This window comes from Stenotrophomonas sp. A3_2, from assembly GCF_036624925.1.
GTDB lineage: Bacteria > Pseudomonadota > Gammaproteobacteria > Xanthomonadales > Xanthomonadaceae > Stenotrophomonas > Stenotrophomonas hibiscicola.
In genome coordinates this window covers 39,224-54,058 of the sequence record NZ_JAZKVY010000316.1, presented here as the reverse complement: position 1 = coordinate 54,058, position 14,835 = coordinate 39,224, and the positions used below count along the sequence as shown (strand labels likewise).

Here is a 14,835-nt window from a genome sequence, read left to right as displayed (position 1 = left end):
ACGTACCCGGAAGCGAGGCTGGCATGAAGACGATCCTGGTGGCCGGTTCCAAGGGCGGGGTGGGCAAGACCACCGTCGCCACCCACCTGGCCGCGTACGCGGCATTGCAGGGCAAGGCCACGGTGATTGCCGATGCCGACCCGCAGGGCTCCAGCACCCGCTGGGCACAACGCCGTGCCGGGCTGGAAAGTGCGGTGCTGCCGATCGACGTATATCGGAAGAAGCAGTGGGCGCAGAAGCTGCCCGACGGTACCGACACCGTCATCATCGATGCGCCGGCCGGCGCCCTGGCCGACGATATTCCCCATTTCCTCGACGCTGCCGACGCGGTGGTGGTGCCGGTGCTGCCCTCGGCGCTGGATATCGAAGCCATCGTCGGTTTCCTCAACAGCCTGGCCCAGAACCCGCGCGTGCACAGCCGCAAGCTGCCAGTGGGTCTGGTGCTCAACCGTACCAAGCCCTGGACCCAGACCTCGCAGCAGGCGCTGCAGATGCTGGGTGAATGGCCGTACCCGGTGGTCGCGCAGCTGCGCGACAGCCAGAGCTATGTGGTCATGACCGGCCTTGGCCGCAGCCTGTTCGACTACCGCTCGGCCCAGGTGCGCGAGCACCAGGCCGATTGGGAGCCGCTGCTGTCCTGGCTGAAGCTTTGATGCCTGCATCACCCTTCCTGCTGCATCCTCTTCTTCATGGAAACCCGCGATGCGTGAATTGATCCTGCTGCGCCATGCCCATGCCGAGCCGGCGACCCCCGGCCAGGCCGACCTCGACCGGCCGTTGTCGCCGGTGGGGCTGGCCGAAGCCGAAGCCGCCGGCAAGTGGCTGAAGGAGAACAACCTGCTACCGGACTGCGTACTGTGCTCGCCGGCGCGACGTACCCGTGAGACCCTGGAAGCGGTGATGACGGCCATCGGCTATGTCGAGAAGCGCCTGGAAGACCGGATCTACGAAGCCACCCCGGGCACCCTGGCGGCGCTGGTGGACGAGCGTCGCGACCTGGACCGGGTGCTGATCGTGGGCCACAACCCGGGCCTGGAGCAGCTGGTGGCCCTGATGACCGACGGCACCAGCAGCGACTACCGCGGCATGCCGCCGGCCGGCATTGCCGTGCTCGGCTTCCCGCGCGAGGCTTCGATCGAGCCGGGCGTGGCCAGCCTGAACGCGTTCTGGTGGCCGTGATCCAATGAGCCTGGCGCGGCGCAGCCGCTTTCTGCTGCCCGTGCTGCTGGCTTCCGGCGCGGCCTGGCCTGCCGCGCCTCCTCCGCCAACGCCAACGCCCCTGCCGCCGGTGGTCGCCGAAGCGCATCGGGTCCTGCGCCTGGACACCCAACGCTCGCAGATCGGTTTCGAGGTGCGCACCCGCTTCGGCCAGCGCATCGAAGGCGTGTTCCCGCACTTCGAGGGCCGCATCGAGATCCTCTCCGATGGCCGCCACCAGGTGCACCTCAAGATGTTCACGCGCTCGGTCGAGATCCCCGGCAAGGCGCGCTATACCGGCTGGATGCGCGGCGAGGAATTCTTCGACGCGGGCCGCCACCCGGTGGTCGAGTTCGACTCGCTGCCGTACTGGCCGGAGACCGTGGAAGAGGGGGGTGACATCAACGGCCGGCTGACCCTGCGCGGGGTCAGCCATCCCGAGAAGCTGAGGGTGGAGAAGGCGGAGTGCGCCCGACCCGGCTATGATTGCGACGTCGTCAGCCGCGGTACCGTGCAGCGAGGCCGGTATGGAATGGACAGCTGGCAGCTTGCCTTGAGTGATCGTGTGACCTTCGTATTGCGAGCGCGCCTGAGCGAGGCGCCGAAACCGTGAACCTCCTGCTGCGTGTACTGGCGCTGGCAACCGTGTTGCTGGGCAGCGGTTGTGCATCGCTGTCCAATACCGAGCGCGACCGCGCCGAAGCGATCGCCGTGCAGGCGCGCTCGACCCAGGTCGACTGCCAGCGCGCCGACCGCTGCGCGCAGGACTCGCCGCTGCGGGCGCTGGCCGGCCGGGCGTTCACCGAATCCACCCCGGAGCAGCCGCGCCACTACGCCACCCTGCTGGACGAGGGAGAAGGCGCCCTGGTGGCGCGGCTGAACCTGTTGCGCAGCGCCACCCGCAGCATCGACCTGCAGACCTACATCTTCGACAAGGACGACAGCGCCCGGCTGGTCATCGACGAACTGCTGGCTGCATCGCGGCGCGGGGTGAAGGTGCGGGTGCTGATCGACCAGCTCTCGGCGATCTCCGACCTGCAGATCCTCGGCGCGCTGTCCGGCGCCCACCAGAACTTCCAGCTGCGGGTCTACAACCCGACGTTCGGCAAGGCCCGGCTGAATTACTTCGACTATGCCGGCAGCGTGCTGTGCTGCTTCCGGCGCTTCAACCAGCGCATGCACAACAAGCTGCTGGTAATCGACGACGCAATCGGCGTGGTCGGAGGCCGCAACTACCAGGACGACTACTACGACTGGGACCGCGAGTACAACTTCCGCGACCGCGACGTGCTGATTGCCGGCCCCGAGGCGCGTGCGATGGCGGCCAACTTCGATGCCTTCTGGCGTGCCCAGCGCAGCGTGCCGGCCGAGCGCCTGAATGATGTCGGCCGCACCCTGCTGCGCGAGGGCGTGCCGGCGCTGCCCCCCGCCACGTTCCGCCGCCCGGAACGGGTGCAGCGGGTCAGTGCCGAAGCCAATGACATGGACTTCGTCACCCGTTCCTTCGTGGATACCGCGCTGCCGGTGGCCTCGGTGCGCTATGTCGCCGACCTGCCGCGCAAGCACCGGCGCGAGAAGGCCGATGCCCCGCTGGCTGGCCAGCACGTGACCGAGCCCCAGCTGGATGCGCTCATTGCCGGTGCGCAGAAGGAAGTGATCCTGCAGACGCCGTACCTGGTGCTGTCCAAGCCCGCGCAGAAGCTGTTCCGCGAGCTGCGCAAGCGCCCGCAGCCACCGCGCGTGGTGGTGTCGAGCAACAGCCTGGCGGCCACCGACAATCCCATCGTGTATGCGCTGTCGTACAAGTACAAGCGGCGCAACATGCGCGAACTGGGCTTCAACATCTTCGAATACAAGCCGTTCCCGCTGGATGCGCCGGTTGATTACCGCAACCTGCTGCCCGACCCGATCGCCGCCCCCGGGGCAGACGACGACGGCGGCCGCAACCCGCTGATCGGCGGCAGCGCCGCCGGCAGCAATGCCGGGGGGGGCAGCGAGGGGGACCGGGCAACAACGCGCAGGCAGGCAGTGGTGAATCATCCGCGTACCGGCAGTGCCTACCAGAACGCGCGCGAACGCCGCCGCGCGGCCGGCAGCGAGGTGGAAACGCGCCTGCTGCGCACCGAAACGCGGCCCTCGTTCCTGGGCAGCAAGGCGGTCAACAAGCCATTGCCGGTCACCCGCAAGGGCGCGCGCATGGGCCTGCACGCCAAGTCGCTGGTGGTCGACCGCCGCATCGGCGTGGTCGGCACCCACAACTTCGATCCGCGCAGCGAGAACTACAACACCGAAGGCGCGGTGATCATCGATGATCCGGTGTTTGCCGAGCAGCTGGCCGAGAGCATCCTGCGCGATACCCATCCGCAGAACTCCTGGACGGTGGCGCCGCGGGCCAAGCCGCCGGTGCTGTCGGGGCTGAACTACAGCGTCGGCAAAGCCTCCGAAGCGCTGCCGATCCTCGACTTCTGGCCATGGCGCTATGCCACCGACTACGAGTTCAAGCCCGGCCCGGACTGCCCGCAGCCGCTGCCACGGCAGGACCCGGAGTTCCATCGCTGCTACGTTGCCGTCGGCGACTTCCCCGAAGTCAACGTCGGCCCGAAGTGGCTGCTGGTGCGCATGCTGACCGCATTCGGTGCCGGCCTCGTTCCCATTCTCTGAAGGTGACCGCATGACCCAGGTGTTCCGCGAAGCCGTTTCCCTCGAGCAGCTCAATGCGCTCAGCCGCAACACGGCGATCGAATCCCTGGGCATCGTCTTCAGCGCAGCGGGCGAAGACTGGCTGCAGGCCACCATGCCGGTGGACCAGCGCACCCGCCAGCCCTACGGCATCCTGCACGGCGGGGCCTCGGTGGTGCTGGCCGAGACGCTGGGCAGCAGCGCCGGCAACCTGTGCGTGGATACCGCAAAGCAGGTCTGCGTGGGCCTGGAGATCAATGCCAACCACGTGCGGGCGGTGCGCTCGGGGATTGTCACCGGCACCGCCCGCGCACTGCATGTGGGCCGCAGCACCCAGCTGTGGGAGATCCGCATCGAGGACGAGCAGGGTCGCCTGGTATGCATTTCGCGGCTGACCCTGGCGGTGGTGGCGGCCGGCCACGGTTGAGCCCCCGGTCGGGCGTGTTGACGACGGCAGAACCCAGCGTTCCCCACCGATTGCCCCGGTCAATGGCGGTTATGGCCTAAATCGGCTGGCAGCTGCTGCGACGCTCCGGTATCGTGCGCGGATGACTTCCCCCACTCCGGCCCCCCGTGGCGGCGTGGCGCGTGTGTGCCGTTACCTGTACCGCGTACCGCTGCTGTTGGTCCACATCACCGTGTTCCTGCCGCTGATCCTGATCGGCATGCTTCCGCCGTGGGGCGAGCTGCGCGTGGGCGAGGATACCTTCGGGGCGAAGGTGGTGAACTGGTGGCAGGGGGGCCTGATGTGGATCTTCGGCTTCCGCGTGGTGCAGATGGGCGCGCCGCTGCCCGGTGCCGTGCTGTTCGTGGCCAACCATGTCAGCTGGGTGGACATCTGCATCCTGCACAGCCAGCGCATGATGGGCTTCGTCGCCAAGCGCGAAATCGCCAGCTGGCCCCTGGTCGGCTGGCTCGCTGCGCGCGGGCAGACCATCTTCCACCAGCGTGGCAACACCGAGTCGCTGGGCGGGGTGATGCAGGTGATGGCTGATCGCCTGCGTGGCGGCAAGGCAGTGGGCGTGTTCCCGGAAGGGCGCACCCGCGGTGGCCACGAAGTGGGGCCGTTCCATGCCCGCATCTTCCAGGCCGCGGTTGAAACCGGCGTTCCGGTGCAGCCGGTGGCGCTGGTCTATGGGCTCAAGGGTGACGCACAGACCATCGTGGCATTCGGCCCCGGCGAGAGCTTCTTCGCCAATTTCCTGCGCCTGCTCGGTGAGCCGGCGCGGCGTGCGGAAGTGCACTTCCTGGCACCGATCGGTGCACAGGACCTGGAAGGCCGTCGGCGCATCGCGGAGACCTCGCGCGCGCGCATCGTGGCGGCCATGAGCACCGGTTGAGGGCACGGTGGCCCTGGTTCCGCCACCTGTCCTGGACGCCGGTACGCCGACGTTGCATGCGGCTGACTACCAGCCGCCGCGCTGGCTGCGCAACCCGCACCTGCAGTCGATGCTCAGCTCCAGCCGCATGCGCCTGCAGCGCGGCCTGCTGCTGCTGGCGGCCACCGGCGCGGTCAGCGAAGAGCTGATCCTCGACGGCGGCGATGGCGTGCGCCTGCAGGGCTGGCACAGCCATGTCGAAGGCCGCGAACCCAAGGGCATGGCCCTGCTGCTGCATGGCTGGGAGGGCAGTGCCGAATCCAGCTACATGCGCATGGCGGCCGCGCGCATGATCGAACAGGGTTTCGATGTCGTGCGCCTGAACTTCCGCGACCACGGCAACACCCATCACCTGAACCCCGGCATCTTCCACTCCAACCTGATCGATGAAGTGGTGCATGCCGCAGGAGACATCGCCCAGCGCTGGCCGCAGCTGCCGCTGGTGGCGGCCGGCTACTCACTGGGCGGCAATTTCGTGCTGCGCCTGGCCCTGCGCGCGCCGGCCGCCGGCGTGCCGCTGCTGCGCGTGGCCTCGGTGTGCCCGGTGCTGGACCCGGGGCTGACCATGGAGAGCATCGAGAATGGTCCGGCAATGTACGATTGGTACTTCCGACGCAAATGGGCCGGCTCGCTGCGCCGCAAGCGCGATCTGTTCCCCGAGCTGAGCGACTGCGACGACCGCGTGTTGAAGCTGGATATCCGTGCGCTGACCGCCTGGTTGGTTGAACGGCATACCAGCTTTGGCTCGCTGCAGGCCTATTTCGATGGCTACTCGATTGCCGGTGACCGCCTGTCGGCCCTGCAGGTGCCGGCCGACATCCTGATGGCGCAGGACGACCCGGTGATTCCCTATGCGACCTTCAGCGACTGGCAGCTGCCGCGCCACGCGCGCCTGGAGACCGCCTGCTGGGGAGGCCACTGCGGTTTCCTGGAAAACTGGCGGGGCGACGGCTTCTCCGAACGGTGGGTGGCGCAGCGCCTGCAGCGGGTGCTGGCGGGCTGAACCGGCACCGGCGCGTGGACCGCTACAATGCGGGTTTGCACTCGAACCGGACCGCCATGCAAGACCAGATCATCCAAGCGTTGCGCCAGAACCAGGCCGACCAGGCCGTGCAGCTGGCCCAGGCGTGGACCCGTGACGAACCCGGCCAGGCCGGGGCCCACCGCTGGCTGGCGCTTGCGCTGCAGCAGCAGGGCAAGGCCGAAGATGCCATGGAGGCCCTGCAGCAGGCATTGCAGCTGGCCCCCGATGATGCCCAGCTGCACCTGCAGCACGCTGGCCTGCTGCTTGCCCTGCGCCAGTACCAGGGCGCGGACGAGGCACTGGCGCGCACCACCGGCCTCGACCCGAATTCCTTCGCCGCCTACCTGATGCAGGCGCACCTGGCGGTTGGCCGCAATGACTTCGACGAGGCACAACGCCTGTCCACCCTGGCCTCGCGCGTGGAGCCGGAGCACCCCGAGCTGCTGACCATCGACGGCATGATCGCGCTGCGCCGCGATGACCCGGACCGTGCGCTGGTGCTGCTGTCGGCAGCCAACAAGGCCCAGCCGAATGACACCCGCGTGCTCTATGCGCTGGGCTTTGCCTACCTTGGCAAGGACATGCTGGCATTCGCCGAGCAGGCGTTCCGCCGCGTGCTGGAACTGAACCCGGCCATCAGCTCGCTGCATGGCCTGGTGGTGCAGCTGGCGCTGCGCCAGGGCAACGTGCCGGCGGCGGCCGAAGCCATGGAGGTGGCCCTGCGGCAGCCGGAGCTGGACGTGCCGGCGATGCGGCGCCTGGCCGGTGAGCTGGCGTTGCGCAACGGCCAGCCGCTGCAGGCGCTGGACCATCTGCTGCCCTTGCTGGAAGCGATCCCCGATGACCGCCAGCTGCTGCAGCTGCTGCTGATGTCCTGGCAGCGCCTTGGCCGCGAAGACGAGGCGCGTGCACGCCTCGACGCTGCCTTGGAGCAGCACCCGCAGCTGCATGATCTGTGGCTGGCGCGCCTGGCCGTGGAAGAAGTTGGCAGCCCCGCTGCCGCGGCGACCGTTGAACGCTGGATGGACGCCATGCCGGGCCACCTGCCGGCGCTGGAAGCACGCCTGCGCCTGCACGACATGGTGGGCGAGCACGAGCAGGCCGAAGCCATTGCCGAGCGTATCGTCAGCATTGAACCGGGGCGTGTCAGTGGCGAAACCCGCCTGGTTGAAGGGTTGCTGCAGCGTGATCCGCCTGCTGCGGTGGCCCGCGTGCAGGCGCTGGTCGAGCAGGCGCCGGAAGCGCATCGCGCCGATCTGCGCACCTGGATGGGCGAGATCCAGGACCGTGCCGGCCAGCCGCAGGAGGCCCTGCGTACCTGGCTGTCGCTGCAGGCCGACCAGGCCCCGCAACGCCTGCCGCTGCCACCGCAGGCCAAGTCTCCGCCAAGCTGGCCGGAGAAGGGTGAGATTGACGGCAACACCAGTTCCGCGCCGATCTTCCTCTGGGGCGCGCCGGGCTCGGGCGTGGAGCGCGTGGCGACCGGCCTGGCGGCCGCCAGCCCGGTGCTGCGCAGCGACCGCTACACCAGCAACCCGCCCGACGATGCGTTCCAGAACTACAACACGCTGCAGGATCTCGCTTCGGGCGTACTGACGCCGGAGCGGCTGGTGCAGCGTTGGCGCGAACAGCTGCCGGCGCGTGGCCTGCAGAGCGATACCGTCATCGACTGGCTGCTGTGGTGGGACAACGCCCTGCTGTGGGCGTTGCGCCCGCAGCTGCCGCAGGGGCGACTGGTGCTGGTGCTGCGTGATCCGCGCGACATGCTGCTGGACTGGGTGGCCTACGGTGCCGCCGCGCCGCTGGCGATGACCTCGCTGGCCGAAGCCAGTGAATGGCTGACCCGCGCGCTGAACCAGATTGCCACGCTGCATGAGGACGACCTGTACCCCCACGTGCTGCTGCGCATCGACCAGGTCGGCAACGATCCGCAGGCGATGGCCGAACTGCTGGGCCGCCTGTTCGAGCGGCCGATGCCGCCGGCGGCGCAGTTGGGCGCGCCGCGCTTCCCGCCCGGCCACTGGCGCAACTACCGCGACGTGATGAGCGCCGCCTTCGCCCAGCTCACCCCGGTTGCGGTGCGCCTGGGTTACCCGGAAGAGTGAGGAGATCCTGATGCAGCTGACCAGTAACAGCCTGACCAATGGCGCACCGATTGATCGTGAGTTCGCCGCCGGCGATGCCAATGGTTTTGCGCCCGACCGCAACCCGCACCTTGCCTGGAACGGGGCGCCGGCCGGCACCCGCTCGTTCCTGCTGGTGTGCGTGGACCCGGACGTGCCGACCGTGCCGGAGACGGTTGGCCGCAGCGACATGAGTGTGCCGCGTGACCAGCCACGTTGCGATTTCGTGCACTGGGTGATGGCCGATATTCCGGCCTCGGTGCAGGAGATCGCCGCTGGCAGCTGCAGCGACGGCTTCGTGGTGAAGGGAAAGCCCGCACCCGCCGGTCCGGCCGGCAGCCGCCAGGGCCTGAACGACTTCACCGGCTGGTTCGCGGGCAACCCGGACATGGCCGGTGATTACCTGGGCTATGACGGCCCGTATCCGCCGTTCAACGACGAGCGCATGCACCGCTATTTCTTCCGGGTATTCGCGCTGGACGTGGCGTCGCTGGACCTGCCGCAGCGCTTCACCGCCGCCGACGCGTACCGCGCCATGCACGGCCACGTGCTGGCCGAAGCCGCACTGCACGGCACCTACACGTTGAACCCGGCGCTGTAACCGCAACCCCGGTAGCGCCGGCCGCTGGCCGGCGTTGCTTTCGGTAGCGTCGAGCCATGCTCGGCTGCTTTTCCCGATAGACAGCAGCCGAGCATGGGCTCGGCTCTACAACGCACAACGAAGAAGGGCGGCCTCTCGGCCGCCCTTCCATCGTTTTATTTCTTCTCGATGGCCGACTCGACCACCATGTCCAGCACGTACGCCTGCGACGGCGCATCGGCCGGCGGGTTCTTCACCTCGTAGCGCTTCACGCGCACCACGTTGCGCACGCCGTCTTCGTGGGTGTAGCCCTCGATGGTGCCGTAGAAGTTCTCGAACTTGCCCGGCTCGCCCTGCTTCAGGCCCTTGTCGTCGAACTTCACTTCACGCACCTGCAGGCACTGGTAGTCCGGGATCAGCGGGTGCGAGCACTTCTCGGTCTTCGCGGCCACTTCCAGGAACACGGTTTCGCCGGCGCCGCCGTAACGGGTTTCAGCGGTCGGTTCCGGGTTGAAGACCAGCGTGTCGCCCTTGGCGGTGGTCAGGGTCAGCCTGCCATCGGCATCCTGCTCGGCCTTCAGTTCGCCCTGCAGGCGGCTCGACACGGCCTCGTCCAGCGCCATCAGCGCCTTGTCGGTGCAGGCCATCATGGTCGAGGCCATCGCGCTGACGGCCAGCTTGCCAGCGTCGAAGGTGTAACCACCGCCCATGCGGTTGCAGGTGTTGCTGACCGACAGGCGGCCGTCAGCGAAGTCGAGGGTGACCGGCTTGTCCTGGCGGGCGAACAGCGCGTCGATGCGCTTGCCGTCGGCGCCGGTGGCCTGCTGCAGCAGCCAGTGCTGGCTCTGCAGGCGCTGCGCGTCCAGATGCGCCAGCGTCTGCTGGTCCGCTGCCTTGGCCGCGGCCGGGGCCACGTCATCGCCGCCGGTGCCGGCCGGGGCCGGGGTCTGGCTGCACGCGGCCATCAGGGCCAGCGGGAGGAGCAGGGTGAGCTTGCGGTTCATGGTGATTCTCCTTGGGGAACCGTGGGGGAAACGGGGTGGGGCCGGCATTGGGGTTACCGTGCCCCGGTGCTGTTCAGCTGCCGGAGGGCAACCACAGCAGCAGCGCCGCGCCCAGCGCGATGCGGTAGAGGGCGAAGGCCGTGAACCTGTGCGACTTGATGTAGCCCATCAGCCACTTCACTACGACGAAGCCGGTGACGGCCGCGGCAAGGAAGGCCACGCCCACCTCGGTCCAGTTCTCGCTGCCCAGCTGCCCGTCCCTGGCCAGTTCCAGGAAGGTGTAGGCACTGGCGGCGAACATGGTGGGAATGCCGACCAGGAACACGAATTCGGCCGCCGCCGCGCGGCGGCTCAGGCCCAGCAGCATGGCCAGGAAGATCGCCGAGGCCGAGCGCGAGGTACCGGGGAACACGCCTGCCACCACCTGCGCCAGGCCGACGCCGATCGCCACGGTCCAGGTCACCTGGTCGCGGTCAGGCAGGCGCGCGGTGTAGGCCTCCACCAGCAGCATCCAGACACCGCCGATGATCAGCGCCCAGGCCACAGGACTGACCGTCTCCGGCAGCGACCAGCCGGCTTTGCGTACCACCAGGCCGACCACGGCGGTGACCAGGAAGGCCGCCCCCAGCTTGAATACATACTCCCGGTTCTCACGCTGGTTGAAGCCGGTGGCCAGCTGCAGCAGGCGCTGGCGGAACACCAGCACCACCGCGACGATCGCGCCGGCCTGGATGACGATGTTGAAGAAGTCCGAGCGGGCACCCAGCCAGTGCTGGGCAATGAGCAGATGGCCGGTGCTGGAGATAGGCAGGAATTCGGTCAAGCCTTCGAGGATGCCCAGCAGCAGGGCGGAGAGCAGGTCGGACATGGACGGTGCGGGCACGCGCGGCAGGAAGGAAGAAGGTCGAGAGGATAGACGATCCCTGCTGCACCAAACGGGTGCGCCTGCTGCCGACTGCACCCGTTTGGTGCGCGCTGTTCCGCACCGGTGCGGGGCGGGCTTAGGGAAATCAACGACTTGCGGGTCGCAAAAAGTTGGCACGGTCATTGCTGTACCTCAGCAGGCATTCATCCCCATCCGAGGTCGTACCGATGTCCGTGGAAAACGTTGAGAAGCTGATCAAGGACAACCAGATCGAATTCGTCGATCTGCGTTTCGTGGACATGCGTGGCGTCGAGCAGCACGTCACCTTCCCGGTCAGCATCGTCGAGCCGTCGCTGTTCGAAGAAGGCAAGATGTTCGACGGCAGCTCGATCGCCGGCTGGAAGGGCATCAACGAATCGGACATGGTGCTGCTGCCGGACCCGTCCAGCGCCTACGTCGATCCGTTCTACGCCGATCCGACCCTGGTGATCAGCTGTGACATCCTCGATCCGGCCACCATGCAGGCCTATGGCCGCTGCCCGCGCGGCATCGCCAAGCGTGCCGAGGCCTACCTGAAGTCCTCCGGCATCGCCGAAACCGCGTTCTTCGGCCCGGAGCCGGAATTCTTCATCTTCGACTCGGTCCGTTTCGCCAACGAAATGGGCAACACCTTCTTCAAGGTCGACTCGGAAGAAGCGGCATGGAACAGCGGCGCCAAGTATGACGGCGCCAACAGCGGCTACCGTCCCGGCGTGAAGGGCGGCTACTTCCCGGTTCCGCCGACCGACACCCTGCACGACCTGCGCGCCGAGATGTGCAAGACCCTCGAACAGGTCGGCATCGAAGTGGAAGTGCAGCATCACGAAGTGGCCACCGCCGGCCAGTGCGAGATCGGCACCAAGTTCAGCACCCTGGTGCAGAAGGCCGACGAGCTGCTGCGCATGAAGTACGTCATCAAGAACGTCGCGCATCGCAACGGCAAGACTGTCACCTTCATGCCCAAGCCGATCGTCGGTGACAACGGCAGCGGCATGCATGTGCACCAGTCGCTGTCCAAGGGCGGCACCAACCTGTTCTCCGGTGACGGCTACGGTGGCCTGAGCCAGCTGGCGCTGTGGTACATCGGCGGCATCTTCAAGCACGCCAAGGCCATCAATGCCTTCGCCAACTCGGGCACCAACAGTTACAAGCGCCTGGTGCCGGGCTTCGAGGCGCCGGTGATGCTGGCCTACTCGGCCCGCAACCGTTCGGCCTCGTGCCGCATTCCGTGGGTGTCCAATCCGAAGGCGCGCCGCATCGAAATGCGCTTCCCCGACCCGATCCAGTCCGGCTACCTGACCTTCACCGCGCTGATGATGGCCGGCCTGGACGGCATCAAGAACCAGATCGACCCGGGGGCACCGAGCGACAAGGACCTGTACGACCTGCCGCCGGAGGAAGAGAAGCTGATCCCGCAGGTCTGCTCCTCGCTGGACCAGGCGCTGGAAGCGCTGGACAAGGACCGCGAGTTCCTGAAGGCCGGCGGCGTGATGAGCGATGACTTCATCGACGGCTACATCGCGCTGAAGATGCAGGAAGTGACCAAGTTCCGCGCGGCCACCCACCCGCTGGAATACCAGCTGTACTACGCGAGCTGACCGGGCGCGATGGCGGTGGGTTCCCCCTCCCACCCGCCGCCATCGCTTCCGTTCTCGCGGCTGGGGAGCCGCAGGGCGGGCGCAGGCCCGCCGTTGTAGAGCGGACTGTCAGTCCGCTGCATTGGAACGCGAGCCATTGGCCCGCTTATCCAGGGGCAAGAGAGAGACCGGATACGCGACCAGGGCCGCCCTCCCTCCCGCGTCGGTCGTGCAAGGAGAGAGGCACGGCCGTCCCGGCCCTGTACGTGTCCGGTGCAACAGCCACGGTCATCATCCTGATGACCCGTGGTTGCCTGATGCCAACGCGCGCTGGCGCGCTGGCCCCATCCACCCTCGGGACATGCGCATGAAACTGATCTCCGCCATCATCCGACCGTTCAAGCTCGACGAGGTCCGCGAGGCCCTGTCCGATGCAGGCGTGTCGGGCATCACCGTGACCGAAGTGAAAGGTTTCGGTCGCCAGAAGGGCCACACCGAGCTGTATCGCGGTGCCGAGTACGTTGTCGACTTCCTGCCCAAGATCAAGATCGAAACCGTCGTCACCGACGAACGTGCCGACGCGGTGATCGAAGCGATCCAGTCGTCTGCCGGCACCGGCAAGATCGGTGACGGCAAGATCTTCGTGACCGCTGTCGAGCAGGTCATCCGCATCCGCACCGGCGAAATCGGCGCCGACGCGCTGTAAGCCCCCTTCCGGAGACTCCCCCATGAAGATGCGCCTTCTCACCGGGTGGCAAGCCCGGTTCCATCTGGTGTGCCTGTTGATGCTGCTCAGCGCGCTGGCCGCTGGTGCCTGGCCGGGCAGCGCCCACGCCCAGGCACAGGTGTCGCCGCTGCCGAGCGAAACCGTGGCGGTCGAGCCGCTGCACGATCCGGCCGCCACCGCCGCCGTGCCCGCCGTGGCCGAAGCGGCCGCTGCCTATGATCGTGGCGACGTCGCCTGGATGCTCACCTCCACCCTGCTGGTGCTGTTGATGGTGGTTCCAGGCCTGGCCCTGTTCTATGGCGGCCTGGTGCGTTCGAAGAACGTGCTGTCTGTGCTCAGCCAGATCCTGGTGGTGTTCTCGCTGGTGCTGCTGCTGTGGGTGGCCTATGGCTACAGTGCGGTGTTCAGCGCCGGCAATCCGTTCTTCGGCTCGTTCACCGAATTCGCCTTCCTCAAGGGCTTCACTCCGGAGTCGGTGGGCAATACGCCGATCAAGGGCCTGCCGGATTACCTGTTCGTCGCCTTCCAGTCGACCTTCGCCGGCATCACCACCGCGCTGATCGTCGGTGCCTTCGCCGAGCGCATCAAGTTCCGTGCGGTACTGCTGTTCTCGGCACTGTGGTTCACCCTCAGCTACATCCCGATGGCGCACATCGTCTGGGGCGGCGGCTACCTGGGTGAACTGGGCGCGATCGACTTCGCCGGTGGCACCGTGGTCCACATCAATGCGGGCGTGGCCGGCCTGGTCGGCGCGTGGCTCGTCGGCAAGCGCCTGGGCTACGGCCAGACCGCGCTGAAGCCGCACAACGTACCGTTTACCTACATCGGCGCCATGCTGCTGTGGGTAGGCTGGTTCGGCTTCAACGCCGGTTCCGCCGCTGCGGCCGATACGGTGGCCTCGCTGGCCTTCCTCAATACCGTGCTGGCCACCGCCGCCGCCGTGCTCGGCTGGACCCTGGTGGAAGCGATCGGCAAGGGCAAGCCGTCGGCGCTGGGTGCAGCCTCGGGTGCGGTGGCCGGCCTGGTCGGCATCACCCCGGCCTGTGGCACGGTCGGCCCGCTTGGCGCGATCGTGATCGGCTTCGTCGCCGGCGTGATCTGCGTGTGGGGCGTGACCGGCCTCAAGCGCCTGCTGAAGGTGGACGACACCGCCGACGTGTTCGGTGTGCATGGTGTCGGCGGCATCGTCGGCGCGATCCTCACCGGCGTGTTCAGCGCGCAGTCGCTGGGCGGCACCAAGGCCGATCTGGATATCGGCCACCAGGTGTGGGTGCAGGTGGTCAGCGTCGGCCTGACCGTGCTGTGGTCGGCGGTGGTGACCGCGGTCATCCTGCTGCTGGTAAAGGTCGTGGTGGGCCTGCGCGTGACCGAAGAAGCAGAGCGCACTGGCCTGGATGTGACTTCGCACGGCGAGTCTGCCTACGAGGCCTGAGGTAGCGGCGTACTGACGTGGTGGGTGCCGACCGTTGGTCGGCACTTCTCCTGTCCTGGTTCTGGTAGGTGCCAAGCTTGCTTGGCACAGGATCCGGGTCTGCTCTGGTGGGTGCCGACCGTTGGCTGGCACGGCCGGAGTGGCGCATCCACGCATGGCGTGGATCTACCGAATCTTTCTTGTGACATGCACCCTCGCGCCAGATCGCG

At 67.6% G+C, this 14,835-nt stretch carries 14 protein-coding genes; 12 read left to right on the top strand and 2 right to left on the bottom strand.

The features are described from left to right. Nucleotides 1-23: 23 nt before the first annotated feature. The 9 genes from R5H29_RS14755 (at nucleotide 24) to R5H29_RS14715 (ending at nucleotide 9,003) form a co-directional block, all read left to right on the top strand. Entirely contained in the window at nucleotides 24-653 is a 630-nt protein-coding gene (locus tag R5H29_RS14755; protein WP_010487235.1) for a ParA family protein, read from the top strand. Nucleotides 654-702: 49 nt separating this feature from the next. After that, the gene (locus R5H29_RS14750; RefSeq protein WP_019661948.1) at nucleotides 703-1,179 is read left to right on the top strand and encodes a histidine phosphatase family protein; all 477 of its coding nucleotides are present in this window, start codon (nucleotides 703-705) and stop codon (nucleotides 1,177-1,179) included. A 4-nt stretch (nucleotides 1,180-1,183) separates the two neighbouring features. After that, on the top strand, nucleotides 1,184-1,810 hold the full coding sequence (locus R5H29_RS14745) for a YceI family protein (protein WP_019661947.1): 627 nt from the start codon (nucleotides 1,184-1,186) through the stop codon (nucleotides 1,808-1,810). After that, entirely contained in the window at nucleotides 1,807-3,858 is a 2,052-nt protein-coding gene (locus tag R5H29_RS14740) for a phospholipase D family protein (protein WP_021204082.1), read from the top strand. Before R5H29_RS14745 ends, R5H29_RS14740 begins: the two co-directional genes overlap by 4 nt. A 10-nt stretch (nucleotides 3,859-3,868) precedes the next feature. Continuing rightward, nucleotides 3,869-4,303: a hotdog fold thioesterase gene (locus tag R5H29_RS14735; protein ID WP_021204081.1), complete on the top strand. Its 435-nt coding sequence runs from the start codon at nucleotides 3,869-3,871 to the stop codon at nucleotides 4,301-4,303. Between the two features lie 121 nt (nucleotides 4,304-4,424). Then, nucleotides 4,425-5,216 carry a lysophospholipid acyltransferase family protein gene (locus tag R5H29_RS14730; RefSeq protein ID WP_332329363.1) on the top strand — a complete coding sequence of 264 codons (792 nt, stop codon included), beginning with the start codon at nucleotides 4,425-4,427 and terminating at the stop codon, nucleotides 5,214-5,216. Between the two features lie 52 nt (nucleotides 5,217-5,268). Continuing rightward, the gene (locus tag R5H29_RS14725) at nucleotides 5,269-6,258 is read left to right on the top strand and encodes a YheT family hydrolase (RefSeq protein WP_026347255.1); all 990 of its coding nucleotides are present in this window, start codon (nucleotides 5,269-5,271) and stop codon (nucleotides 6,256-6,258) included. 56 nt (nucleotides 6,259-6,314) lie between these two features. Further along, nucleotides 6,315-8,384 carry a tetratricopeptide repeat protein gene (locus R5H29_RS14720; RefSeq protein WP_332329362.1) on the top strand — a complete coding sequence of 690 codons (2,070 nt, stop codon included), beginning with the start codon at nucleotides 6,315-6,317 and terminating at the stop codon, nucleotides 8,382-8,384. A 10-nt stretch (nucleotides 8,385-8,394) separates the two neighbouring features. Next, nucleotides 8,395-9,003, top strand: a complete 609-nt coding sequence (locus R5H29_RS14715) for a YbhB/YbcL family Raf kinase inhibitor-like protein (RefSeq protein ID WP_058980253.1) — start codon at nucleotides 8,395-8,397, stop codon at nucleotides 9,001-9,003. A 155-nt stretch (nucleotides 9,004-9,158) separates the two neighbouring features. Here R5H29_RS14715 and R5H29_RS14710 read toward each other — a convergent pair whose 3' ends face one another. Together R5H29_RS14710 and R5H29_RS14705 are read right to left on the bottom strand one after the other, a co-directional pair. Continuing rightward, nucleotides 9,159-9,986, bottom strand: coding sequence for an META and DUF4377 domain-containing protein (locus R5H29_RS14710; protein ID WP_155028770.1), 828 nt, complete (start codon nucleotides 9,984-9,986; stop codon nucleotides 9,159-9,161). A gap of 73 nt (nucleotides 9,987-10,059) precedes the next feature. Next, nucleotides 10,060-10,854, bottom strand: a complete 795-nt coding sequence (locus R5H29_RS14705; protein ID WP_111097740.1) for an undecaprenyl-diphosphate phosphatase — start codon at nucleotides 10,852-10,854, stop codon at nucleotides 10,060-10,062. 224 nt (nucleotides 10,855-11,078) lie between these two features. On the opposite strand from R5H29_RS14705, the gene glnA reads away from it, so the two are divergent. From glnA to amt, 3 genes are all read left to right on the top strand, one after another. Beyond that, on the top strand, nucleotides 11,079-12,488 hold the full coding sequence (gene glnA, locus R5H29_RS14700) for a type I glutamate--ammonia ligase (RefSeq protein ID WP_019661939.1): 1,410 nt from the start codon (nucleotides 11,079-11,081) through the stop codon (nucleotides 12,486-12,488). Between the two features lie 346 nt (nucleotides 12,489-12,834). Continuing rightward, nucleotides 12,835-13,173 (top strand): P-II family nitrogen regulator, encoded by a 339-nt coding sequence (locus R5H29_RS14695; RefSeq protein ID WP_004134334.1) that lies wholly within the window; start codon nucleotides 12,835-12,837, stop codon nucleotides 13,171-13,173. Nucleotides 13,174-13,195: 22 nt separating this feature from the next. Continuing rightward, nucleotides 13,196-14,626, top strand: coding sequence for an ammonium transporter (gene amt, locus R5H29_RS14690; RefSeq protein WP_332329361.1), 1,431 nt, complete (start codon nucleotides 13,196-13,198; stop codon nucleotides 14,624-14,626). The last annotated feature ends 209 nt before the right edge of the window (nucleotides 14,627-14,835 follow it).